General features: G+C 46.4%; 20 protein-coding genes. 14 read left to right on the top strand and 6 right to left on the bottom strand.

Annotated elements, in window-relative coordinates; translation table 11 throughout:
- Positions 1–157 precede the first annotated feature (157 nt).
- From OS145_RS03440 to OS145_RS03430, 3 genes are read left to right on the top strand one after another with little or no spacing between them, the layout of a single operon-like run.
- Positions 158–1,642 carry a sensor histidine kinase gene (locus tag OS145_RS03440; protein WP_242603647.1) on the top strand — a complete coding sequence of 495 codons (1,485 nt, stop codon included), beginning with the start codon at positions 158–160 and terminating at the stop codon, positions 1,640–1,642.
- Positions 1,629–2,975, top strand: a complete 1,347-nt coding sequence (locus tag OS145_RS03435) for a sigma-54-dependent transcriptional regulator (RefSeq protein ID WP_006954727.1) — start codon at positions 1,629–1,631, stop codon at positions 2,973–2,975. Before OS145_RS03440 ends, OS145_RS03435 begins: the two co-directional genes overlap by 14 nt.
- 42 nt (positions 2,976–3,017) lie before the next feature.
- Positions 3,018–3,704, top strand: a complete 687-nt coding sequence (locus tag OS145_RS03430) for a type 1 glutamine amidotransferase domain-containing protein (RefSeq protein WP_006954726.1) — start codon at positions 3,018–3,020, stop codon at positions 3,702–3,704.
- Between the two features lie 22 nt (positions 3,705–3,726).
- Here OS145_RS03430 and OS145_RS03425 read toward each other — a convergent pair whose 3' ends face one another.
- Together OS145_RS03425 and OS145_RS03420 are read right to left on the bottom strand one after the other, a co-directional pair.
- On the bottom strand, positions 3,727–5,742 hold the full coding sequence (locus tag OS145_RS03425) for a TonB-dependent receptor family protein (protein ID WP_006954725.1): 2,016 nt from the start codon (positions 5,740–5,742) through the stop codon (positions 3,727–3,729).
- Between the two features lie 2 nt (positions 5,743–5,744).
- A complete protein-coding gene (locus OS145_RS03420; protein WP_006954724.1) occupies positions 5,745–6,878 on the bottom strand; it encodes a PQQ-dependent sugar dehydrogenase in 1,134 nt (377 codons plus the stop codon).
- A gap of 149 nt (positions 6,879–7,027) precedes the next feature.
- On the opposite strand from OS145_RS03420, the gene OS145_RS13480 reads away from it, so the two are divergent.
- Together OS145_RS13480 and OS145_RS03410 are read left to right on the top strand one after the other, a co-directional pair.
- Entirely contained in the window at positions 7,028–7,453 is a 426-nt protein-coding gene (locus tag OS145_RS13480; RefSeq protein ID WP_006954722.1) for a hypothetical protein, read from the top strand.
- Positions 7,453–8,967: an FMN-binding glutamate synthase family protein gene (locus OS145_RS03410; RefSeq protein ID WP_006954720.1), complete on the top strand. Its 1,515-nt coding sequence runs from the start codon at positions 7,453–7,455 to the stop codon at positions 8,965–8,967. Before OS145_RS13480 ends, OS145_RS03410 begins: the two co-directional genes overlap by 1 nt.
- A gap of 2 nt (positions 8,968–8,969) precedes the next feature.
- Here the strand turns inward: OS145_RS03410 and OS145_RS03405 are convergent, their stop codons facing one another.
- The gene (locus OS145_RS03405; protein ID WP_006954718.1) at positions 8,970–9,884 is read right to left on the bottom strand and encodes a hydrogen peroxide-inducible genes activator; all 915 of its coding nucleotides are present in this window, start codon (positions 9,882–9,884) and stop codon (positions 8,970–8,972) included.
- Between the two features lie 127 nt (positions 9,885–10,011).
- On the opposite strand from OS145_RS03405, the gene OS145_RS03400 reads away from it, so the two are divergent.
- From OS145_RS03400 to OS145_RS03375, 6 genes are all read left to right on the top strand, one after another.
- Positions 10,012–10,557, top strand: coding sequence for a peroxiredoxin (locus OS145_RS03400; protein ID WP_006954714.1), 546 nt, complete (start codon positions 10,012–10,014; stop codon positions 10,555–10,557).
- Positions 10,558–10,619: 62 nt separating this feature from the next.
- Positions 10,620–11,150 carry an alkylhydroperoxidase AhpD-related protein gene (locus OS145_RS03395; protein WP_242603646.1) on the top strand — a complete coding sequence of 177 codons (531 nt, stop codon included), beginning with the start codon at positions 10,620–10,622 and terminating at the stop codon, positions 11,148–11,150.
- Positions 11,151–11,290: 140 nt separating this feature from the next.
- Entirely contained in the window at positions 11,291–12,520 is a 1,230-nt protein-coding gene (locus OS145_RS03390) for a Zn-dependent hydrolase (protein ID WP_006954712.1), read from the top strand.
- 62 nt (positions 12,521–12,582) lie between these two features.
- Positions 12,583–14,007, top strand: coding sequence for a cytochrome c oxidase accessory protein CcoG (ccoG, locus tag OS145_RS03385; RefSeq protein WP_006954708.1), 1,425 nt, complete (start codon positions 12,583–12,585; stop codon positions 14,005–14,007).
- A gap of 6 nt (positions 14,008–14,013) precedes the next feature.
- Entirely contained in the window at positions 14,014–15,000 is a 987-nt protein-coding gene (locus tag OS145_RS03380; protein WP_006954706.1) for a serine/threonine protein kinase, read from the top strand.
- Between the two features lie 27 nt (positions 15,001–15,027).
- Positions 15,028–15,648, top strand: coding sequence for a thiol:disulfide interchange protein DsbA/DsbL (locus tag OS145_RS03375; protein ID WP_006954704.1), 621 nt, complete (start codon positions 15,028–15,030; stop codon positions 15,646–15,648).
- 48 nt (positions 15,649–15,696) lie between these two features.
- On the opposite strand, the gene OS145_RS03370 is transcribed toward OS145_RS03375, so the two are convergent.
- Together OS145_RS03370 and OS145_RS03365 are read right to left on the bottom strand one after the other, a co-directional pair.
- Positions 15,697–16,968 carry a mechanosensitive ion channel family protein gene (locus OS145_RS03370; protein WP_006954702.1) on the bottom strand — a complete coding sequence of 424 codons (1,272 nt, stop codon included), beginning with the start codon at positions 16,966–16,968 and terminating at the stop codon, positions 15,697–15,699.
- Positions 16,969–16,980: 12 nt separating this feature from the next.
- The gene (locus OS145_RS03365; protein ID WP_006954700.1) at positions 16,981–17,895 is read right to left on the bottom strand and encodes a 1-acylglycerol-3-phosphate O-acyltransferase, YihG family; all 915 of its coding nucleotides are present in this window, start codon (positions 17,893–17,895) and stop codon (positions 16,981–16,983) included.
- Between the two features lie 125 nt (positions 17,896–18,020).
- Between OS145_RS03365 and OS145_RS03360 the strand changes: the two genes are divergently transcribed.
- The 3 genes from OS145_RS03360 to OS145_RS03350 are packed head-to-tail and all read left to right on the top strand — an operon-like array spanning position 18,021 to position 23,112.
- Complete coding sequence (locus OS145_RS03360) at positions 18,021–18,617, top strand: ImuA family protein (RefSeq protein WP_006954698.1); 597 nt, start codon at positions 18,021–18,023, stop codon at positions 18,615–18,617.
- On the top strand, positions 18,614–20,029 hold the full coding sequence (locus OS145_RS03355; protein ID WP_006954697.1) for a Y-family DNA polymerase: 1,416 nt from the start codon (positions 18,614–18,616) through the stop codon (positions 20,027–20,029). Before OS145_RS03360 ends, OS145_RS03355 begins: the two co-directional genes overlap by 4 nt.
- Positions 20,029–23,112 carry an error-prone DNA polymerase gene (locus OS145_RS03350; protein ID WP_006954696.1) on the top strand — a complete coding sequence of 1,028 codons (3,084 nt, stop codon included), beginning with the start codon at positions 20,029–20,031 and terminating at the stop codon, positions 23,110–23,112. Before OS145_RS03355 ends, OS145_RS03350 begins: the two co-directional genes overlap by 1 nt.
- A 13-nt stretch (positions 23,113–23,125) precedes the next feature.
- Here the strand turns inward: OS145_RS03350 and OS145_RS03345 are convergent, their stop codons facing one another.
- Positions 23,126–23,674 carry a gamma carbonic anhydrase family protein gene (locus OS145_RS03345; RefSeq protein ID WP_006954694.1) on the bottom strand — a complete coding sequence of 183 codons (549 nt, stop codon included), beginning with the start codon at positions 23,672–23,674 and terminating at the stop codon, positions 23,126–23,128.
- Positions 23,675–23,988: the final 314 nt, after the last annotated feature.

The following is a 23,988-nucleotide window of genomic DNA, read 5'->3' as shown; positions in this document are numbered from 1 at the left end:
CTCCTGTTGTTCAAGAAATTTAATCACTTTAGATAAAGCGAATACTGTGCCAAGTTTTTAACATCATGAAAAATAAGGAAAAAATAAATACCTGTAATCAAACAAGGAAAATTTACGATTTCTTATGTATCCTTTTGATACACACAAAGGAGGTAATGTGACAAAAAGATACACTTTACCGCTCTCGAGTATTCAGCGCCGTTTATTGCTTTATGTGGTTATTCCAATGCTATTAATTTCTGGGGCTGCGATAACGTTTGGATTGAATATAGCGGGTCAGCAAGAAGAGGAACGTCTTAAGACCGATCTTAAATTGATTGGGCGGGCGATTAGTTTGCCGATCAGTGATGCGCTTTTAAACAATGACTTGGCGACTGTGCAAGCGAACTTAGATTCGGTTTTTAATATTGGACGCGTTTATGGCGCTTCAGTTTATGACGTAAATGGTCAGCAAGTCGCAGAGGCAGGTGTTACTGAGACTGACTTATCAGACAGTTGGTTAGCTCGACAAACTGTACAAACTGGCGTCTCACAAGATGACTACCGTCAAGTTGAGGGGCGTGAGGTGTTTTCCCAGTTCCTTCCTATTGTTGATCGTGGCGGCCGTATTATTGGCCTTCTGCAAATTAATCGACGCGCCAGCGATTTTGATGAACGGTTTGAGCAACTAAGCCAAGTAGCGTGGATTAGTTGGTTTATTTTTGCCGTGGTGACGATTGCCGTTTTAGTTTTTGGTCATTATCGCGGCGTTGGGCGCCATGTTTTGTATCTTCGCAATATTATGCAACAGGTCGCTGAAGGACGGCGCGATGTTCGGGTTGATACCCATGGACCGAGCGAGATCGTCGCGATAAGCCAAGGTCTTAACGAGATGCTAGAAGCGGTCACTCGTGCCGAGCAAGAGATCCGGGATAGACGTCAAGAAGAGCAGCGTCTAAATGAAGCCTTACGTGAACAAGAAAAAATGGCGGCTATCGGTTCGGTTTCGAGTGGTGTCGCTCACGAGCTAGGTGCACCGCTTACGGTGATTGATAATCGTGCTAAAAAGCTTTTACGGCATACCGATTCTGAAGATGACAGGCGTCAGTTACAAGCCATTCGAGGGCAAGTGCATCGCTTAACAAGATTGGTCAATCAACTACTCGCCTTTTCTCGCACGCCTGTGAGCGAACGCCAACAAGTGGCAATAAAAGTGCTGATAGAGCGTGCATACACCAGTGTGGGGTTTGAGCTGGAGAATGATGATATCCAGCGTGTTGTTGAGTATCAGGGCGATGATGTTTGTACGGTTGATGTCTCGCGTATGGAGCTTGCGTTAGTGAATGTACTACGAAACGCGTATCAAGCGGCTAAATCAGAGGTGCGTATTGCTGTGAGTCAAACACCTAGCTCGACCGAAATCATGATTATGGATGATGGCGACGGACTCACTCAGCGCGCTCAAGCACATGCCACCTCGCCTTTTTACAGTAGCAAAACAACCGGTGAAGGCACGGGGCTGGGATTGACTATTGTGCAGCACATCATGAGCGATCACGAGGGTGAGTTGAAGCTTGAGAACCGCCCTGAAGGTGGTTGTTGCGTTATTTTGTCACTTCCTCAAAAGGTACTAAAGACAGGAGGTTCGAATGACAGCGAGTAAAGCGCAAATCGCCGTTGTTGAAGATGATTCAGCGCTACGTGAGCTACTTGTTGAGGAGCTTGAAGCAGAGGACTACAAAGTTTTTGCCTTTCCATCAACCGAGGACTATCAAGCTGAGCTGCCTTCGGTTGATGTCGTTGTCAGTGATATTCGCTTACCCGGTTCTTCAGGTTTGTCACTACTTGAGCATGTCAGAGAGGCGGGCGCTCCTGCACTTATTCTTATTACTGCGTTTGCCACTGTCGACCAGGCGGTTGATGCGCTAAAACAAGGGGCAGCTGACTTTTTGACTAAGCCACTTGATGTTGAGCACCTGCTTCTGAGTGTTCAACGTGTGTTGGAGCACCGCTTATTAAAGCAAGAGTTGACTCGTTTTAAGTCACAGCAAAAAGGACCCGCGGGCCTTATCGGGCAAAGTCCCGCAATGCGCAAGTTGTATCATCAAATTGAGCGGCTCGGCACAGCCGGAGGTAGTGTACTTATTACGGGCGAATCCGGCACCGGTAAAGAGCTGGTTGCACGCGCAATCCATGAGCTTAGCGAGCGGCGTGATAAGTCTTTTCAAGCGGTCAATTGTGCGGGTATACCCTCAGAACTTATGGAAAGTGAGTTTTTTGGTCATACGCAAGGGGCGTTCACCGGCGCTCAGGGTAAACGCTTGGGGCTGTTCAAACAGGTTGATGGTGGCACTCTATTGCTTGATGAAATCGGTGAAATGCCGTTAGCACTTCAAGCTAAACTGCTGCGGGTGTTACAAGAAGGTACGCTACGCGCGGTAGGCAGTGATGAGGAAGAAAAAGTTGATGTACGTATTATTGCTGCAACCCATCAAAACTTAGAGCAGCGTGTGCGGGATGGCGAGTTTCGTGAAGATTTATTTTACCGACTAGAAACCTTCAGTGTGAAAGTCCCCGCGTTGCGGGAGCGAGGTGAGGACGTTGAGCGTTTAGCGCATCACTTTATTAGTGTGTATGCAGAAAGGGCAGGCAAGCGTATCACTGACATTGATACCGATGCTTTGGATATACTCTATCGTTATCGTTTTCCTGGCAACGTCCGAGAACTACAAAACGCGATTGAGCGCGCGGTGACTTTCGCGCAGTCGCACCATTTACAAGTCGATGATTTACCCGAGCGCATGCTGGAAGTGCGTGATCCGATAGCCGATAAGCAGCCACACTGGCATACATTGCAAGCCCATCAAGATGCATATATTCAGGACGTTATGAATCATGTGGGTGGCAATAAGAAGAAAGCGGCGGAGATTTTAGGGGTCACGCGGCGCACGCTTTATCGTTGGCTTGAAGGTCAAACTGATCAATCTGAAAGCTGAAAACGTATTAAAGGCACGAGTACAAACGCTAAGGAGTAAACCGTGAAGATTTTAATGGTTATGACGTCTCACGATGAGTTAGGTGATACGGGTAATAAAACAGGGTTTTGGTTAGAGGAATTTGCCGCACCGTTTTACACGTTTGTCGATGCTGGCGCGGATGTGACAATTGCTTCGCCTAAAGGCGGGCAACCACCGATTGATCCGAATAGTGAAGCGGAAGATGCTCAAACAGAGGCGACGAAACGCTTTAATGAAGATCAGGATGCGCAGAACAAGCTCAGTAGTACATGCAAGCTAGATGAAGTCTGTGTTGATGATTTTGATGCTATCTTTTACCCAGGTGGACATGGTCCATTGTGGGATCTCACTAACGATGAACAGTCGATTGATTTGATTGAAAAGTTTTGGTCGAAAGGTAAGCCTGTCGCGGCAGTATGTCATGCCCCTGCGGTACTGCTTAATGCAAAAACACCGGGCGGAGACCCTTTAGTCCAAGGTCGCACGGTTACTGGATTTAGTAACTCCGAAGAGGACGGCGTCGGTTTATCAGACGTGGTTCCTTTCCTCCTCGAGGATGAGTTATCAGCAAAAGGCGGTCACTATCGTAAGGTTGACGACTGGCAGTCTTATGCTGTGCAGGATGGTATGCTGATTACGGGTCAAAACCCGGCATCATCTGAGCAAACGGCTGAGCGTTTGCTCGATGTGTTACGGGCAATGTTGTAATCGTATGATAATAGAGCTGGCATCAAAATAGATGATGCCAGCTAATCCCGATACTTGCCGAACGACCGATTCCGGGTTCAAATGAACGACCACTGCCCTGATTAACAACGACTGCTCCTACGTAGTTTCTATCCAACAAATTATCCACTCGAAGCCAAGCTTCAAACTCGTTCTCGGCTATTTGCCATTGCTGGGTTATGGCCAAATCCCATTTTACGTAGCTCGGTGCTTTTACTGTATTACTATCGTCGGCGTAAGTTTCACCGCGATATTGTCCAAGTAATTGAACTTGAGTGGCTTGTGTGGGGTGCCAAGTGAGTCTTGTAAACCATTGGCTGTCAGCGACCCCAGGCAGTTGATTACCGTTATAAAGACCTCCTTGATAGTTGGCATCGATATAACTATAGGATACAAAGCTATCTAATTGCTCAGTTAGCTGTACGTTAAGCTGCCACTCGATACCTTGACGCTCAGTCTCACCTGCGTTGCGGTAGGTCGTGCGTCCGTCGTTCGATTGATCAATAACAATGTCGTCCTCAGACTGAATATCGAACATTGCCAATTGCGAGGAAAACCGCCCTGCTGAATTAAACTTTAAGCCCCATTCGGTTTGTCGATATTGACTGGGCGATAGTTCGGTATTGAGGCCACTGCCATTATTACGATAAGCCAACTCAGTCAAGGTGGGTGTTTCGAAGCCTGACCCTAGGCTGATATAGGTTGACCAACGCGGCGCAAACGCCCATGTAAGACCGACCGCTCCGGAGTTATCACTGAGCTCATTTTGACCGCTGTCATCGGGATCGCCTGGCATAATAAACTGGTCGTCTACCGAGAAGTCAAAGCGGCTGTGTCGAGCGCCAGCGGTTATTCGCCATTGTTCATTAAACCGATGCGTTAAACGAGTATAAACGGCTTGCTTCCTAACATAGTTAAACTCGCTGCGACGCAAGTCACCCTTTTCACCTTCATCGTTCACAAAACCGAACCGGTGGTCTTGCTGGCGCTCGTATCGCAAACCAAAACCGATATCTGTTTGCGCTGTGGCTTGCCACTCTACATAAGCTGAGCTGCCTTCGAACTGGCGTGATAAATCGATCACGGCGCCCGAGCTACCAATGGCATCTCCTGCGAAGGGTAGGAACTGGACAACGTCGCGATCACCCTGCCAAGCCGCAATGCGTGCGCGATAACCATCTGCGTCGAGCTTCCATGTCAGAGAACCTTGCCGATGATGAATGGATTTTCGGGTATTGAAATCAATGGCTCGACTGACGGTTTGGTCGGGGTTTTGGCGCCAAGCACTGGGGGTTAGCGCACTTGGATCTTCTAACAATGGTGCGTTGTTGTTGTCGTACCGTAGGATAAGTTGTTGTTGGTCGTTGATATCAAAGTAGTACCGCAATCCTTGTTGCTGCCGCTTTGCCGTATTGTGAGGGCGAGGTCCCGCGGTGTACAAGTCGGTGGCGATGAAGCGCAATTTGTGGGCATCATTGACCCAGTCAAACTGGCCTTTGGCGCGGGTAAGATCGTTGGCACCTGCGGCTACAGCAATCTCACTCGTGGTTCGCTGTGGTGCACGCGTGTTCCATTCGAACACGCCTCCGCCCGTGTTGCCGTATAGAACAGCGAGTGGACCGCGGAACACTTCGACTGTTTCTGCTTCGTCTAAAATGATACTTGAGGTTTGCGCTTGGCCATCAGGCATGGACAGAGGTACACCATCGACATTCAACTGCAAGCCACGCACACCGAATGCTGCGCGTGCACCGAATCCACGCACGACGAGACGCGTGTCCTGGGCATAGTTGTAGCGTGTATCCGCCTGAATACCCGGAATGGCGCGAAGTGTATCTCCCGCATCAATATTCAAAGATGGCAGTTGCTGGTTGATATCGATAAGATCAACGCTACCGGGGGTCATGCGCCATTCGCTACCGGACTGCTGCGCATTCACCTCGATGATTTCATTAATTTCTTGGCTAAAACAAAGGGCTGGCGCAAGAGCCAGCCCTGTTATTGTGCGTAAATACTTCATAATTATTTTACGGGTGACAGTTTAATAAGTTGGCCACTATCGGCATCGGTCAGGATATATAAGAATCCTTCAGGACCTTGTTCAATATCACGGATACGGAAGCTGGTTGCGTCTTCTAACATCCGTTCTTCGTGCAGAACACGACCTTCTTCAAGATCTAATCGTGCAATTGTTTGTCCGCGTAAGGCAGTCACCAGTAAATCGCCTTTCCACTTTGGAAATTTATCGCCGGTATAGAAAATTGAGCCAGCCGTGGCAATTGAAGGAAGCCAGTAGTAAAACGGTTGCTCCATGCCTTCCTTATGTGTGCCAATACCGATTTCACCGCCACCGTAGTCTTCGCCATAAGTGATGGTCGGCCAACCATAGTTCTTACCTGCTTTGGGAATATTAACTTCATCACCGCCCTGTGGGCCATGTTCAATCGTCCATAGCTCGCCCGTATCAGGATGAATAGCGGCACCTTGGACGTTGCGGTGTCCATAAGACCAGATTTCGTCAAGTGCATCGTCATTGCCGACAAAGGGATTATCTTTAGGGATTGAGCCATCGGGCCAAATACGCACAATTTTTCCGTGATGATTATCTAACGTTTGTGCATCTTGCATTCTGGAATAACGCTCGCCTAAAGTAATAAATAGATGCCCTTCGGGAGAGAATACAAGACGGGACCCGAAGTGAGCGTTACTTTCATACTTTGGCGCTTGGCGGAAAATAACCTCGCCTTGAGTCCATTTATCTCCGTCAATTTTACCTCGCATAACGGCGGTGCTATTGCCATTACCTCCTTTGGGGTCTTTTTCTGAATAACTGATATAGACCCAGCCATTATCTGCGTAGTCGGGATCGATGTTAACGTCTAGTAGACCGCCTTGGCTTTTTGCAACCACCTCAGGCGTACCTTGTATGGGTGTTTTCTGACCTTCTTGAGTAATAATATTTAGCGTACCTGAACGCTCGGTAACCAGCATATCGCCCGATGGTAAAAAGGCGATTCCCCAAGGGTGGTTAAGTCCTTCGCTAATGGTCTCTAGCGACAGCGTGTGACGTTCTGTCTCGACTTCTTGCGCGAGTGCTGAGGTACTCATCGTCGCTGACAAAAGCGCAGCTGCTACTGCAGTGAGGTTGCTTTTCATGGAGCCTCCATAATTAACTTGTATAGTTTTTAATATTTTTAGTATACGTATTAATTTAAGATTTTGATGACTTTTCTTGATCTCTTTATAAATCACAGCCTTACTTAATAATGTTGTTAACTATTAATTACAAAACTAAAGGAAAGCTTATGAAATCCAAGTCATTGTTAAAGGCAGCCGTGAGTGTCACACTGATTTTGCACTTAACTGCGTGCGGAACTTTGTTATATCCTGAGCGTAAAGGTCAAACGGGTGGACGTATTGATGCTGGCGTCGCAGCTCTGAACGGTGTTGGCTTATTATTATTCGTTATTCCTGGTCTTATTGCTTACGCTGTGGACTTTAACAACGGTACAATTTATTTGCCGGACTCTGCGAATGCAGAAAATAACGAGGGTGATGGCTTATATACCATCAAAGTAGATGGTCCTCTCACCAAGGATGAAAGCCGTCGATTAATTGAGGAACACGTCGGTGGACCTGTCGATTGGAGTCAATTGCAAACGCATTCAATGGATCGTGTTAATGCGGATTCAATCACAGCTTCACTGAATAAGGTACAAGAAGCTCGATAATGCAAAGTCAATCTTGGTTTGATAACTCAGCGCTACTAACCGTTGCTCAGTGGTTAGTAGCGCTTTTTGTTTTAGGCATCATTACGCTCGTCGTTAGTGTGGGTGTGATGTATGTTGTTGATAAAATACAAACGCGTCATACGATCAGGCGTAACTACCCTGTAGTTGGTCGCTTTCGTTATATATTTGAACGTATGGGCGAATTTATGCGGCAATATTTTTTCGCCATGGATCGCGAGGAAATGCCTTTTAACCGAGCGCAACGAAGTTGGGTATATCGCGCCGCTAAAAACGCCGATCGTAATGTTGCTTTTGGCTCGACCCGAGATTTGACTCGCACAGGGACGATTATTTTTAGTAATGCGCCCTATCCGCCACTAGCCGAGCAATCGGTGAGTCCGCAACCCGTAAAAATTGGTCCGTATTGCGAAAAGCCCTACTCGCCGACATCATATTTTCATATTTCCGGCATGAGTTATGGCGCGTTATCGCCGGTTGCCGTTAAAGCGTTATCTGCAGGAGCAAAGAAGGCTGGTTGCTGGCTTAACACCGGGGAAGGTGGCTTATCGCCCTATCATTTATCGGGTCACTGCGATGTGGTTTTTCAGATGGGCACAGCAAAGTTTGGTGTGCGCACGAAAGACGGCAAACTCGATGAGTCACGTCTAGCTGAATTAGGGCGACATGATTCGGTTAAAATGTTTGAAATTAAATTAAGCCAGGGCGCCAAACCAGGTAAAGGCGGTATTCTACCGGGCATTAAGGTCAATCAAGAAATTGCCGAAATTCGTGGTATTAAGGTGGGTGAAGATGCGATTAGCCCTAACCGCCACCCTGAAATTAGCAATAATGAAGAGCTACTCGATTTCATCGATAAAGTACGCACGATTACCGGCAAACCCACGGGCTTTAAGTTTGTCATGGGTGACCCAAGTTGGATAGACGAGTTAGTCGATAGCATACTCAGCCGCGGTGAAGAAGCGGCCCCAGATTTTATTACGCTCGATAGTGCGGATGGTGGTACAGGAGCGGCACCACAGCCACTCATTGATTATGTCGGGCTAAAGCTTTCAGAGAGCCTGCCTATCTTGGTCGATAAGTTAACAGAAGCCGGTTTACACAAACGTATTCGTATTATTTGCTCTGGCAAAATGATCTCGCCTGCGGATGTTGCGTGGGCGATTGCGATGGGAGCGGACTTTGTTGTCTCAGCCCGTGGTTTTATGTTTTCACTCGGTTGTATTCAAGCCATGCAGTGTAATAAAAACACTTGTCCGACCGGTGTGACGACTGATGACCCTAAATTGCAACGTGGCTTAGACCCGCAAGATAAATCGGAACGTGTCGCCAATTACCACAAATACCTTGAGTACGGCGTTAATATAATTGCTCATTCGTGTGGGGTCACCGATCCGCGTCAGCTTAATCGCCGCCATGCGCGTGTCATTAAACCGGATGGTGAAAGTATCAGTCTGGCGGAGCGTTATCCGCTTCCGCCAGCACGTAGGCGATAGACTCAGTTCAGCGTATTCACTGGCAGTAACGGCGCGATGAGTTCTGCCAGTTTACGAAAAGTTTGGCGTCGACTTGTGGTGGGTCGATAAACCATACCGATATCACGGAACGCTTCCTGACCTGCTGGCTTCAAAGGCTTGAGGTCGGTGTTATCAAGGATGCCGCGGTCAATCGCCATTTGTGACATAAAAGTGGCACCTTTCTTAGCGTCGGCCATCTGAACTAGGCTGTGTAAGCTTGTCGCCGTAAACGGATTGACTTTAACCGTATCGGTTAATTGGCATGCCGATACCGCATGTCCCGTTAAACAGTGCTCTTTCTCGAGCAAGAAAATACTACCATCGGGTAGCTTATCGTAGTCAACGGGCTCTCCAAGCTGATCAGCTATTTCTTTGTGCGCAACCAATTTGAACGGATCGCGCCCGAGTAACCACTTCTGGTTGCCATGAATATCCATCGGTAGCGCTAACAGCAATATATCCAGCTCACCGTCGCGTAGAGCACTCAATAAATTGGCCGTGGTGTCTTCAGAAATCTGTAGATCGAGTTTGGTAAACTTGGCCTGAACGCGACGACTCAGTTCAGCGACGACGAAAGGCGCGATGGTAGGGATAATACCTAGGCGTACAGGGCCTTCCATAATATTGCCATGGCCTTTGGCATAGTGCATCAGCTCCTCGGTCGAGGTGATAATCTTTCTCGCTTGTTCAACGACCTCTTCACCGAGCGCAGTAAACAAAAATGACTTATGGTCACGCTCGATCAATTGGCAGCCCAATTGCTCTTCTAGGTTCTGAATGCCGCTACTTAGCGTCGACTGACTGACGTTACAGGCGGCTGCGGCGCGATTAAAGTTTTGCTGCTGATGTAATGCAATCAGGTAGTTCAGATTTTTCAAACTCGGTAATTTGCTCATTATTCACCTGTGGTTATTGCTTTTTCGATTATCTTAATAGGTTTTATTCGTTTTATCCAATCAAAAACTTGCCCTAGTATGCTTCTCGAAACGTTAAGACACCTCTCAACGATTAGGAGAAGACATTATGTTGACAGTAGGCGATAAGTTACCCGATTTCAGTGTAGTTGCTGCGAAGCCAAAATTTAATATGCCAGAAGAAAATGGCGAAAGCGCGTTCGAGACAGTGACGCAAGACAGCTTTACAGGTAAATGGAAAATTATTTTCTTTTATCCAAAAGATTTCACCTTTGTATGCCCCACTGAGATCGTTGAATTCGCTAAGTTGAACGAAGAGTTTGCTGACCGCGATGCTGTGGTTTTAGGTGGCAGCACGGATAATGAATTCGTTAAGTTAGCATGGCGCCGTGAGCACCCTGACCTTGACCGCTTGAACCAGTACTCATTTGCTGACAATGGTTCACTTGTCGATGGCTTAGGTGTGCGCGACAAAGAAGAAAACGTGGCATTACGTGCGACTTTTGTTGTGGACCCACACAACGTTATTCAGCACGTATCAGTGAACAACTTAAACGTCGGACGTAACCCTGCTGAGATTCTACGTATCTTAGATGGTTTACAAACTGATGAGCTGTGCCCATGCAACCGCGCTGTCGGTGGTGACACTCTGTAAGTGATGATTGGTTGGGGACTCATTTGAGTCCCCTTGATGAATGACTCGTCGAAGTAGAGGTAATGATGGCGATTGCAGATTACAAACAGTTGTTAGGCGACCACGGCAAAGATACTAAGCTGAATTTGTCGAGTCTGTTTAACAGCGTCGATACATCCGGTCTAACGACAGACCAATTCTATGGTACTGCTTTATCCTTGGCTTACAGCTTAGGCGATGAAGAACTCATTCAGACGATTGAGAACGAGACTGGTGATAAAGTCGAAGATAGCGTGAAGCAGGCGGCAAAGTTAGCGGCAACGCTCATGGCGATGAACAACGTTTATTATCGTTTTCTTCACTTATCGAGTGATAAACAATTTTCTAAGATGCCAGCAGGTTTGCGGATGAATGCGATGGCAAATCCCGGTGTCGATAAAGCGGATTTTGAGTTGTTCTCGCTCGCTGTTTCAGCGTTAAATGGTTGTGGTTTATGTATTGATTCGCACGTGAAGACACTCGTTCAACATGATGTCACAGCACAAGCGATTCAAACATCAATTAAGTTGGCGGCGGTACTTAATGCAGCATTGACTGCACGTAAACTGTCGTAACCCCCCTAGGAGCTGTGCTCCGATCCCTGTCTAGAGCAGCCCCAACTGCTCACAACGCTTTGCCCACCGCTTGTCGGTGGGCTTTTTTTATCTTTTCAAAGATGTGTCCTAAGCTTATTAATACAATGAGCGGAGGAACTATGAATATCAATGCTGAACGTCTGAAATCTACGTTACGAGAGCTTTCCCAAATTGGTTATAACGAGTCGGACCACGGTGTGTATCGGTGGGGCTTCACCGATGCAGACATGGAGGCTCGTCGGTGGTTTCTAAACTTGGCCGAACAAGAAGGCTTTAAATGTCATATGGATGGTGCGGGTAATGTGTTCGCGGGCATCGGCGATTACCATGAGACCCCCGCCGTTTTAACAGGATCTCATCTTGATACAGTGCCTGCAGGCGGTATGTTTGATGGTGCGCTCGGTGTACTGGCTGGACTTGAAGTATTGCGCACGTTGAAAGAAAACGATGTAAAGCTGAAACATCCTGTATGGGTCGTTGGTACGGCAGAAGAGGAAGGTCGTTTCGGTGGTATGATGGGTTCGCAAGCACTGGCTGGCGTAGTCAATATGGATTGGTTGATGTCTGCGCATGATGCTGATGGGGTGTACTTGAAAGATGCGATGGCAAAGCATGACTTGGATGTCATGGATGTGCTCGACGCTGCATGGCCACCGAGTCGCTTAAAGGCGTTTTACGAGCTACACATCGAGCAAGGTCCTGTGCTCTTTAATGAAGAGGTGAGTATCGGCGCCGTTGAGGGCATTTCAGGCGTGTTTAAATGGATTGTGCATTTAAAAGGCAAAGCTGACCATGCCGGCACCGCTCCGATGAATATGCGCAGCGATGCGTTTATGGGATTAGCTGATTTTGCACATGAAATTGAGCGTATTATTGCCGAGGATGGCACCGATAAAACGCGCATCACTGTAGGTAAGGTTGAGCTCAAACCTGGTAGTCCACATACTGTGCCGGGTGAGGCCATATTTACGATTGTCGGCCGTGATATGAGTAATGAGGTGATGAATGATCTTGCTGATGCGTGTCGGAAAGCCTTGTCAGCTATCGCTCGGAAGCATCGGTTGATGTTTGAGTATGAACAAGTCAGTTGGTTAAAGCCTCAATCCTGTTCAGATAAGTTGACGCAGATCATAGAAAAAAGCGCCAAAGCGCGTAACTTAAGCTGCATCAGAATGCCTAGTGGTGCGGGTCACGATACGCAGTTTTTTTCAGAGATTACGCAGGCTGGACTCATCTTTATTCCCTCGGTCAATGGTGTGAGCCATGCTCCTGATGAATGGTCTCACTGGCATGATGTGGAGGCGGGTGCAAACATACTTTTAGATTGCATCTTAAATTCAGCAGAGTAATGCGGCTTTATACGATAACTGTTATACTGCTCGCACAATGATCTGTTTCTAGTGGTAATGTCATGGAACAAAAAGTCACAGTTCAATCGGCCGATAAGGTCAAAATCCAGCGTCCTTCCAAAAAAGGCGGCTCAGACACGGCTCGCAATCGTATCTATGTTCGTGACGTCAAAGGCGGGATGGAATACTTTCGGCGTTCTTGGGGCTTCATTCTTCTTGCTATTTTTGCACTCATTCCTTGGTTAACCTACAACGGCCAGCAGGCGGTCTTGCTGGATATCATGGAACAACGCTTCCGGATCTACGGCCTCACATTATGGCCACAAGACTTCACGGTGTTGGCGTGGTTCGCGATTGTTGCAGCTGTTGCATTGTTTTTTGTGACCACAATCTGGGGACGTGTCTGGTGTGGCTTTATGTGTCCGCAGACCACTTGGACCTTTATTTTCATGTGGTTTGAGAAGAAGTTTGAAGGACCGCGTAACAAGCGCATCAAGCTGGACGAACGTAAAATGGACTTTGACAAGTTCTGGCGTAAAACCGGTAAACAACTGGGTTGGATTTCAGTTGCGCTACTCACGTCATTGACCTTTGTCGGCTACTTTACCGATGTGCGCCAACTTTTTGCTGACTTCTTCACCTTAGACGCTGGTTTCTGGGCAACCTTTTCCGTTTTGTTCTTCGCGTTCTGTACCTACGGTAATGCAGGCTACATGCGTGAGATCATGTGTACTCACATGTGCCCTTATGCGCGTTTTCAATCAGCGATGTTTGATAAAGACACCTATACGGTCAGTTATGATGCAAACCGAGGCGAGCCGCGCGGACCACGTTCACGCAAAGCGGATCCGGCAGAAAAGGGGCTCGGGCACTGTATTGATTGCTATATGTGTGTTCAGGTCTGCCCAACAGGTATTGATATTCGTAACGGCCTACAATATGAGTGCATCGATTGCGGTGCGTGTATTGATGCCTGTAACGATGTGATGGATAAGATGAATTATCCTCGTGGTTTGATTCGATTTACCACTGAACGCAACCTCAACACGACGGATAAATCTAAGAAAACCAATCCGTGGCGAATGAAAACAATTGGCTACTTCGTCATCATGTTAGTTGTCACTTCGGTGATGATTTGGGATGTCGCAACACGGGTTCCGCTTGAGGTGGATGTATTGCGTGACCGCAACTCTCTGTATCAAGAAAATATTCAGGGCGAGATAGAAAACGTGTATACCCTGAAAATTGTCAATAAGTCGCAGATCGATCAAACGTACAAGATTGATGTAGAAGGCTTGTCGCAGTATCGTTTGATTGGCAATGCTGAGAAATCAGTGGGTGCAGGAGAAGTGGGTAGTTTACCTATAACCCTGGCGGTACCGCCAACCGAATTGAGTGATTCAATTACCGAATTTAACTTTGTTGTGACCTCGGAGACATCAGAAGGTGTTACTATAAAGCAAGAATCTCGCTTTATTTATCAATAGGTCACTATGGTTAATGACAAGGACTTTGCATTCGCAGGTCTGTTGCCCGATGTAGTTATCAATGCTATCGAGAGCTTGGGTATTTACCCAAGTTCCGGTTTGCTTCCCCTCAATAGTTACGAAAATAGGGTCTACCAATTTCGCTGTGACGAGGGCATGCGCTATGTCGCTAAGTTTTATCGCCCTTACCGTTGGAGCAATGCTCAAATAGAAGAAGAGCATCTGTTTTCTCAACAACTACTCGATGACGAAGTCCCCGTTGTAGCGCCGCTAAAAGTGTCAGGTCAATCTTTGCATGAATATGAAGGTTACCGCTTTGCGGTGTTTCCAAGCATTGGTGGGCGTGCTTTTGAGCCGAACGATTTAGATGACTTGGAGCGACTCGGACGGCAAATAGGTCGTTTGCATCAAGTTGGAAAGAAAGACGCATTTAAGGCTCGTGAATCATTAGACATTCAACGACTGCTATCGGAATCCATTGATGAATTGCAGCAGTCACAACTATTACCTCGAGAGTTAGAAGCCGCGTTCTGGGCCATTTTGTCGCCGTTAGCAGAAACACTACAAACGTTTGCATGGGATAGTTTGACCTATCAAAGATTACACGGCGACTGTCACATTGGTAACGTATTGCAGTATGATACAGAACTAACCTTCGTCGACTTAGATGATTGCCGTATGGGTCCGGCAATACAGGACCTTTGGATGATGCTTAATGGCTCTCGTGAAGATCAAACGTGTCAGCTCGATGCGTTAATTGAGGGCTACCAAGATTTCTGCAATTTTGATAAAAAAGAAATTGCGTTTATTGAACCTTTACGCGGGTTTAGACTCATTCATTACATGGCATGGCTTTCTAAACGTTGGCAGGACAGTGCTTTTCAACGTGCGTTTCCATGGTTTAGCGAGGCTCGCTACTGGGAGTCACAAATATTAGCGCTTAAAGAACAGCGGGCTGCATTAGATGAGGCGCCCATTAAACTCGGTTATTAATGAAGCGAATTAAGTAGGTAAGAGCATATGAAAAACTGGTTGTTAGGATTGGCGAGTGTGTTACTGATGGTAACAGGCGCGGTGCAAGCACAAGAGTTTGAAGAAGGCACTCATTATGAGGTGATTTCTGATAAAGCGACAGATGATGCGCAAATACTCGAGTTTTTCTCGTTTTATTGTGTTCACTGTTATCGCTTTGAGCCTATTGCGGAGCGCCTTAAAAAGGAATACCCAGACGCTTTTGAGAAAATGCATGTGTCATTTTTAAGTCCCAAAGATGATGTGGGTGAAACGATGACAAAAGCATTTGTTGTTGCTAAAAAACTCGGTATTGAAGAAAAAATTATTCCAGCCGTATTCGATTACAATTTTGCTCAGCGCAATATGCTGACCAGCGAGGATGATATCCGTAATGTATTCATCTTAAATGGTGTTTCTGGCGAAGAGTTTGATAAAGCTATGTCGAGCTTCGCGGTGCGTGCAGCGGCGAGTAAAATGGACCGTAAAGCGACGGATATGGACGTGCGTGCAACACCAACGTTTATCGTAAACGGTAAATATAAAATGTTGCCTCAGGGCTTCCGCGACAGCGATGACTTTGCTGCGGACTTCAGTAAGCTTGCAGGTTACTTACTTAATAAGTCTTAAAAAGATTCAGAATGAGAGCCCCGCCCAAATGGCGGGGCTTTTTTCTATCTATTGATCGTCTTTATCTTTGCTATCCTGGTCATTTTCGTCATCATTAGTTTCTCGTTGTTGCTCAGAAGGCTGCTTTTTGATGGTCTGTGTTTTGGGGAAGTACTGATAGTAGCTCAGTTTAAAGTCACCCATAATCGTGTATAGGTATTCGAATAGAATGGACTGGATTTGCTCGTAGTCTGTCCAACTTGTTTGCTTAGAGAAAGCATAAATCTCAAGTGGCAATCCAGAGGCAGTAGGCTCAAGTAAGCGTACCATCAGCGTCATATCCTCATGAATTTGTTCATGACCACTTACATAGTCTTGCACGTAACATCTAAACGCCGTTAAGTTGGAAACAGGCTTCTGCATCTGATGGCGGTTGAGCCACTCATCGAGAGATTCATTAAAGTAGCTTGATGCCAATGACTCAAGGGTCTCGTCATCAAGTATCTGGGCACTGTCGAGATCGAGCATCAGCGATCGTTTGATGCGACGGCCTCCGGAGTTAATCATCCCCTGCCAGTTTTTAAATGATTGATGAATGAGCACATAGGTGGGTAAGTAAACCGTTGTTTTATCCCAGTTTTCCACTTTTACAGTGATAAGACCGACTTCTTGAACGGTACCGTCGACGTCCGAATCTGGGACTTGAATCCAGTCGCCAATACCAACCATACGGTTAGTTGCAAGTTGTACCCCTGCAACAAATCCCATTAAGGTGTCACGAAAGACTACCATCAGTATGGCCGTCATGGCGCCAAAGCCACTCAATAAATACATAGGGGATTTATTCATCACAATAGCAACTGAGATGATAATTGCCATGAGTACTAATATGAGCTTGGCGACTTGAATGACACCGGTAATGGGGACTTCTTTGGCCTTGCTTGAATACTCGTAAGCAATTGAAACGACGTTCGCTAGTGCCAATAAAATACTGGTGATCACCCACGTTAAATAGATACCAACGGCGGTTTGTAGAGGACCTTGCCATTTTTCGAAGTCATCAACGAAGACTACGGGAATAAATAGATTAATAAGTAGAACAGGGGCGAGATTAGCACACCGCTTAAAAAAACCACTGTTTACGAGAGAGTTATACCATCGCTCAGGGGCTTTTCTGAGCATGCGATGAATGGTTTTATTGATGATTAAGCGGGTGACTTGATAAATAATATAACCCGCGATGATGACGAGTACGGATTGTATGCCGAGCACTGCGTAGGTCAGTAAATCACCTTCAAGTCCGAGCTGGCTCAACCATTCGTTGATGAAGTTTAAATCCATACGGTTTGGTCCTTATTGGTTATCTTGCTCCGCCTTTGTTTTTAAGCGACTGATAGTGGCATCTTTCTCCTGCCAACGTTCATTGAGCCAAGTTTGAAACGACGCCTTAAACCCGGGATCATTTTGATAGTCACCGATTAATTCAGGTGTAATAGGTCGTGTTTTTATATCAACGTACACATCACGGAGTTGGCCACTCAGTAAGTGCCAAACGACCGGGCGATCATCGTTACCAGGGTATACGATGGTTATATCAAGAATAGCCTCAAATTGATCACCCATGATTTGTAAAGCAAAGGCAGTACCACCTGCTTTGGGTGTGAGTAAATGTTGGTAAGGACTCGACTTTTTGGCGTGTTTTTCAGGTGTAAAGCGTGTGCCTTCACAGAAATTCACTACCGTGGTGGGGATATGTTTAAACTTTGCACAAGAGCGCGCGGTGGTTTCGATATCCTTGCCTTTTAAGTGCGGCTTTTTCTGTAGTTTCTCTTTTGAGTAGCGGCGCATAAACGGCATATCAAGCGTCCAACAGCCCATTCCTACAATGGGAACCCACAGTAACTGATACTTTAAGAAAAACCGAGGCATAGGCACGTTACGGCGTGTTAGGTGCATGAGTACCAGAATATCAACCCAGCTCATATGGTTGGCCATAATTAGGTACCAACCTTTTTTGTGAATATTTAAGTCCCCCTCGATATGCCAAGTCATTCGCTGAGTGAGCTGAAAGGTGACTGACATGCAATAGCCCCAGATACGAAATACTGAGTTGGCTAGGTGAGAGAAAAACCGAGTGAGTGGCGGAATAGGAAGCAGCAGTTTAAATATACCCACCAAGATCACCATTAACCCGACAATCGCCGTCGTCAGTGCTGCCCATGTGAAATTGATAAGGACGCGAAACGGAATTAAGAGTGTACGGATCATGATGGTGGCATTCCCTTCCCTTTGTTTAAAACAACAATCATAACGGAACAAATAAAGGTTGTCTGTTGCGAAATTCACCATTTTTAATATACTGTACATATATACAGTATTGCGAGGGTGACACAATGCAACCGAAATTAAAGCAATTGGTGAATAAAGGACTGCTCTGGCAAGGACGGCAAACACATTATCAAGAGCAGCGTTTTCTCAGTACAGGACATCCGTCATTAAATGAGTTGTTAGGTGGTGGTTGGCAGTTTGATGCGGTGCATGAGTGGCAGCTCGACTCTCCTTTTATAGAGCAAAAGTTACTTTGGCCGTTACTCGAACAATTACACGAGATGAACCAGCCTATATTTTGGTTAAATCCCCCAGCTTTACTATCGGCTGCGGGTTTACGCTGGCGCTTGAAGCAGGCCGATAGCTTGCATATTGTACTGAACACCTCGGCTAACGAAGCGGCGTGGGCTTTTGAACAAATTCTACAAAGCGGCGCGGGTGTTGCGTTTTTATGGCAACCCGAGTCCGAAAATCAGTCGAGTTATGTTCGGCGTTGGCAAAAAGCAGTGCAGCAAGGCCATCAAATGGGCTTTGTCTTAACAGCACTTGAGAAAACAGTGGAAGCGCGTGCCTATACTAACCGGCTGCATTTGCATCCAAATCACACAGTGGATGTTGTTAAGCGTCGTTATGGTTGGCCAGTTAATAATATCAGTTTATGAAACTGTGGCTTTATTTACATTTTCCTCGGCTATTGCTCGACAACATACAGCGTTTGCAACCGCAGATTCAGCCGTTGCCCGTCGCGCTGGTTTATCAGGAGCATCAAAAAGAGTGGCTTTTACAGTGCAATGAGACTGCGCTTAGCCAAGGTTTAGAAGTGGGTCACAGTACGGTTTTAGCCCATACATTAGTCAACGATGTCGTACTTATGCCCTACTCTGAAGAAAAAGAGTCGCGGGTGTTAACGCGACTGGCTGAGCGATTATATTTATCTGTTGATAAACAAGTACTGTTTAAGCCGCAAGGTATTGCTATCGAGCTTGATAGCCTACTGAAGCTCTATCAAGGTACTCAACCTTTAATCGATCACTTAAAAGAAGAGCTCGATACACTAGGGGTGAGTTATCAGATGAGTTTAGGGTTTAGTGCCCGCTCGGCACAATGTTTGGCGTGTGCAGGTATTGAACAACTCAGTACGGATCGATGTGTGATTGAACATGAGCTGGGGCACTTACCTATCAAGCAGTTGTTACTTTCTTCTCAAATTGAAAAGCGTCTGCTCAGCACCGGTATTCATCAACTTAAACAGCTTTGGTCATTATCTGCAGCCGATATCGGTAAGCGCTTTGGCGCAGGTATGGTGGATGATATTCAGCGTTTAAAAGGCAATGAGTCACAAGCGTTTGACTTTTTCCGTCCCCGCGATGCGTTTATTACGCAGTTGGATTTAGTAACAGAAATACAGCACTGGCAAGGTATGCTGTTTCCTCTCAAGCGGCTCTTACAAGAGTTAGAGCAATTTTTATATCAGCGGCAAAAAGTGATTCGTCAGTTAACCATTGAGTTACAGCACCGTGATATGGAACCAACATCTGTACCGCTTAAGTTAGCCTCGGATAGTTGGCGGGCATCAGAGTTTCTTAATTTATTGCAGTTACAAATGAATCGCTACCCGCTTACGGCGCCGGTTATCGCTATTGAGATGAGAGCGCTTGAGTTATTTGAATTGACGCGTGACTCTGGGTCCTTATTAACAAAGGGTGTTGCACATCAGCAAACAGTCACAGAATTAGTCAGCCGATTACAAGCTCGACTCGGCGAAAAGGCCGTTTATAGTCCGCAGCTATCGAGTGATCCCCGCCCTTTAATCAATGAACAGCGCGCCGCTCAAATGACAACACTCACAGTTCAGCGGCATGCGCCGCGACGACCACTTTGGTTATTAACGGAACCCGAGTTAGTACAAATTGAGCATTGGCAGTTATTAGAAGGGCCCGAGCGAATCCAGTCGGGTTGGTGGTCAACGTCTGAAGTCTGCAGAGATTACTGGCTCGCTAAAGATGAGCAACAACGACTAGGCTGGCTTTTCTTTGAAAAGAGTCACTGGTTTTTACAGGGGTGGTTTAGCTGATGCGTTATGCAGAACTGCACTGTTTGTCGAACTATAGTTTTTTGCGTTCAGCCTCTCACCCTAGTGAGTTTGTTGATCGAGCAACAGAGCTCGGTTACGAGGCGATTGCAGTAACCGATGAATGCTCAGTCGCTGGTGTGGTACGCGCCTATGAAGCGGCTCGCGAGCGGCCTATTAAACTCATTGTAGGGAGTGAGTTTATGCTGCCTGGAGCAGGTGTTTTTGTGGTGCTGTGCCCTACTCGCAGCGCTTATGCAGGCTTGTGTGAGAAAATCACTTTATTTCGACAACGTTCCGAGAAAGGTTCATACGCCGTTCAGCTGGATGACTTTTTGCATGGGTTCGATGAAGCGCTTTTGCTATGGTGGCCACAGTGCGACACCGAGGGTCTTTCTTACGCAAAAGCTTTAAACTTGGGGCATCAACTCAAGCGTCACTGGCGCGATCGTTTATGGTTACTCTACGAAAGACACTATCAACATAATGACAAAGCCTTATTTCGGATGGTCTGTCGCTTAAGTCAACAGGTTAAATTACCTGTTACAGCATCTAATGGCGCGGTTATGCATGACGAAAATCGGCAGCCATTACTGGATATTCTGAGTGCGACTAACGCTAACCAGTCGCTGGTACAGCATCCGGAGGTCTGTGCGTTAAACAGCGAACGTCGGTTACGTGATCTAAAGGCATTACAGGCGTGTTACCCAGCCAACTGGTTAACGGAGTCTGCAAAAATAGCTGACCGCTGCACTTTTTGTTTGTCAGAGTTACGTTACGAATACCCTGCCGAACTGGTGCCTAAAGGTATGACGGCACAGCAGTATTTACGGCACCTTACAGAACAGGGTGCTCAGCAACGTTATCCAGAAGGCGTTCCAGAGTCAGTTGTGAGTCAGTATGAGAAAGAGCTGAAGCTGATAGCCGAGCAACACTATGAGTATTTCTTTCTTACCATTTATGACCTAGTAGAGTTTGCTCAGTCTCAGGGGATTTTCTATCAAGGGCGAGGCTCTGCGGCAAACTCGGTGGTTTGTTACTGCCTTAAGATTACCGCGGTTAATCCCGCTCAGTTCGATGTGTTGTTTGAGCGTTTTATATCCAAAGAGCGAGATGAACCCCCTGATATTGATGTGGACTTTGAGCATGAGCGACGTGAGGAGGTAATTCAGTATATCTACAAGAAGTACGGTCGTAAGCGTGCAGCTTTAGCGGCAACCGTTATTCGCTATCGTTTTAAAAGTGCTTTTAGAGATGTAGGTAAAGCACTTGGTTTTAGCGAACAACAACTACAAACGTATCGACAAAACCTTGATCGTCGGGATAAAACACAGAATTGGAAGGAGCAACTTGCTGAGCAATACCCTGCTCTCGTTCAGTCTAAACGAGGACAGCACTTATTATCTTTAACTGAGCAGCTAATGGGATTTCCACGGCATCTTTCTCAACATGTGGGTGGTTTTGTTATCGCTGCCAATGAACTGACTCAACTCGTCCCCATTGAAAATGCCAGTATGCGTGATCGTACTGTTATCCAGTGGGATAAGGACGATCTTGAAGTGCTTAAACTATTGAAAGTGGACGTGCTGGCGCTAGGTATGCTGACTGCATTACGTAAGTCGCTTGGGTTATTAAAAGAAAAACGTAATCTAACGCTTGGGTTGGCTGATATTCCTCAAGAAGATCCCGTTGTTTATCGGGCCTTGCAGCAAGGTGATTCGGTGGGTGTGTTTCAAATTGAATCTCGCGCGCAAATGAACATGTTACCGCGCCTTAAGCCCAACACTTTTTATGATTTAGTCATACAAATTGCGATTGTCCGGCCAGGACCTATTCAAGGCGATATGGTGCATCCCTATTTACGCCGAAGAGCCGGTAAAGAAAAAGTGGATTATCCCAGCGATGAAGTGAGGCAAGTTCTGCAACGGACGCTGGGTGTGCCTATCTTTCAAGAGCAAGCAATTAAGTTGGCGATGGTAGCGGCAGGCTTTAGTGGGGGTGAAGCCGATCAGTTAAGACGTGCTATGGCAGCTTGGAAGAGTACTGGTAAATTGCAGCAGTTTGAGCATAAGCTGATTTCTGGTATGCGAGCGCGAGGCTACAGTGAATCCTTTGCGCAACGGCTGTTTCACCAGATTTGTGGCTTTGGTCAGTATGGCTTTCCAGAATCACACTCGGCGAGCTTTGCTAATTTAGCGTATGCCTCGGCTTGGCTAAAAGTGCACTATCCGGCGGCATTTTTTGTAGGCTTATTAAATAGCTTACCCATGGGTTTTTATTCACCGTCCCAATTAATTCAAGACGCAAAGCGCCATGGTGTTCGGTTTCTACCTGCGGATGTTAATTATAGTCAGTGGGATTACCAGTGGCTTGCTGACCAAGGGAACTGTGTGCGTATTGGCTTACGCCAGATCTTCGGACTATCTCGCTCACGAACCGCGTTGTTGTTGAACTCGCGTGCAGACGCTTTGTTTGCTAACACTGAGCAGTTACGTCGAGGGGGCTTACATGAATCAGATATTCAAGCCCTAGCAAAAGCTGATGCACTCACATCTTTATCAGGACATCGTTATCAAGCCCAATGGGATGCTTTGTCACTCAGCGATCAGCAAATGCCACTTTTTAATGAAGTGGCTGATAATAAGAGTGAAATCTCAATTAAGCCGTCTGAGACTGAGGATATAAAAGCAGACTATGCGAGTACCGGACTTAGCTTACGTCGACATCCGATGGCGCTTATACGCAACCACCCTGAAGTGACTAAGAGTATTACTGCCGAGACTCTAGCAGGCTGTCGCTCTGGGCAGGTAATTGAGGTTATCGGTCTTGTGACTTGTCGACAAAGACCGGGAACTAAAAGTGGTGTCACTTTTTTAACCTTAGAAGATGAAACGGGCAATATGAATGTTGTAGTTTGGGCCAATACAGCGACTCTATATAGAAAGGCTTTTTTATCGGCCCAACTATTATGGGTTAAGGGCGTTATTGAGATGAGTGAAGGTGTGGTTCATGTTGTAGCAGGTCGCTTAGAAGATAAAAGTGACCTGCTACAACTGAACAAGTTCGCCTCTCGGCGCTTTCATTAATTGCGAGTGTGATTCACGATATTGGCTTAACGTCGATCAGATACTCATCTTTTAAGCGAACATAGTTTTCTGCTGATGCACTTAGGAATGACATTTCTTTATCGTTCAATGGTCTCTTCTTTTCTACTGGGCTACCAACATAAAGAAAGCCGGACTCTAATACTTTACCCGGCGGAACTAAACTACCCGCACCGATGATGACGTCATCTTGTACTTCTACGCCGTCCATAACGATAGCGGACATTCCTACTAATACACGGTTACCAATACGACAACCATGTAACATGCATTGATGTCCTACAGTGACGTCTTCTCCTATAATGAGTGGATCGCCATCGGGTTTACCAGCGCTTGCGCGACTCACGTGAAGAATAGAACCGTCTTGTACATTGGTACGAGCGCCAATATGGATATAGTTAACGTCGCCACGGGCTGCGACGAGTGGCCAGATGCTTGCATCATCGCCAATAGTAACTTCACCTACGATGACTGAGCTATCATCTATATAGACGCGCTCGCCTAATTGCGGCTCCTTTTCATGGTAGCTACGGATATCAGCCATAACCCTACTCCTATCATCTTTTGTCTTTTCGAATTGTGCATTTAACTATAGCTGTTTTGCTTAAAAGCGCATAGTTTGTACAGTCTACTGGGAAAATTGGTCATAAAAGAAACGAACTGATTTAACTTTGACCGAACAGCAAAAAAATCAATTAAAATTGAAAAATAGCCCTTGACCCACGGAGATAAATGTCTAAAATACGCCCCACGTTTGAGGCAGACAACGAAGTCGCCGAAAACATAAGTTTTCTAAAAAATCTTTTTTCAAAAAAGTGTTGACAGAAAACTGACGGTGTGTAGAATACGCACCTCTCG

This window comes from Idiomarina baltica OS145 (genome assembly GCF_000152885.1).
Lineage (GTDB): Bacteria > Pseudomonadota > Gammaproteobacteria > Enterobacterales > Alteromonadaceae > Idiomarina > Idiomarina baltica.
The sequence above is the reverse complement of the archived record's forward strand: the minus strand, read 5'-3'. Positions and strand labels throughout refer to the sequence as shown.

Bases quoted from the DNA above. Each gene is read 5' to 3' on its own strand.
- OS145_RS03420 (WP_006954724.1), bottom strand. From the start codon at position 6,878: ATGAAAAGCAACCTCACTGCAGTAGCAGCTGCGCTTTTGTCAGCGACG.
- OS145_RS03350 (WP_006954696.1), top strand. From the start codon at position 20,029: ATGCGTTATGCAGAACTGCACTGTTTGTCGAACTATAGTTTTTTGCGT.
- OS145_RS03360 (WP_006954698.1), top strand. From the start codon at position 18,021: ATGCAACCGAAATTAAAGCAATTGGTGAATAAAGGACTGCTCTGGCAA.
- OS145_RS03365 (WP_006954700.1), bottom strand. From the start codon at position 17,895: ATGATCCGTACACTCTTAATTCCGTTTCGCGTCCTTATCAATTTCACA.
- OS145_RS03410 (WP_006954720.1), top strand. From the start codon at position 7,453: ATGCAAAGTCAATCTTGGTTTGATAACTCAGCGCTACTAACCGTTGCT.
- OS145_RS03375 (WP_006954704.1), top strand. From the start codon at position 15,028: ATGAAAAACTGGTTGTTAGGATTGGCGAGTGTGTTACTGATGGTAACA.
- OS145_RS03390 (WP_006954712.1), top strand. From the start codon at position 11,291: ATGAATATCAATGCTGAACGTCTGAAATCTACGTTACGAGAGCTTTCC.
- OS145_RS03400 (WP_006954714.1), top strand. From the start codon at position 10,012: ATGTTGACAGTAGGCGATAAGTTACCCGATTTCAGTGTAGTTGCTGCG.
- OS145_RS03425 (WP_006954725.1), bottom strand. From the start codon at position 5,742: ATGAAGTATTTACGCACAATAACAGGGCTGGCTCTTGCGCCAGCCCTT.
- OS145_RS13480 (WP_006954722.1), top strand. From the start codon at position 7,028: ATGAAATCCAAGTCATTGTTAAAGGCAGCCGTGAGTGTCACACTGATT.
- OS145_RS03405 (WP_006954718.1), bottom strand. From the start codon at position 9,884: ATGAGCAAATTACCGAGTTTGAAAAATCTGAACTACCTGATTGCATTA.
- OS145_RS03380 (WP_006954706.1), top strand. From the start codon at position 14,014: ATGGTTAATGACAAGGACTTTGCATTCGCAGGTCTGTTGCCCGATGTA.
- OS145_RS03355 (WP_006954697.1), top strand. From the start codon at position 18,614: ATGAAACTGTGGCTTTATTTACATTTTCCTCGGCTATTGCTCGACAAC.
- OS145_RS03395 (WP_242603646.1), top strand. From the start codon at position 10,620: ATGATGGCGATTGCAGATTACAAACAGTTGTTAGGCGACCACGGCAAA.
- ccoG (WP_006954708.1), top strand. From the start codon at position 12,583: ATGGAACAAAAAGTCACAGTTCAATCGGCCGATAAGGTCAAAATCCAG.
- OS145_RS03435 (WP_006954727.1), top strand. From the start codon at position 1,629: ATGACAGCGAGTAAAGCGCAAATCGCCGTTGTTGAAGATGATTCAGCG.
- OS145_RS03345 (WP_006954694.1), bottom strand. From the start codon at position 23,674: ATGGCTGATATCCGTAGCTACCATGAAAAGGAGCCGCAATTAGGCGAG.
- OS145_RS03370 (WP_006954702.1), bottom strand. From the start codon at position 16,968: ATGGATTTAAACTTCATCAACGAATGGTTGAGCCAGCTCGGACTTGAA.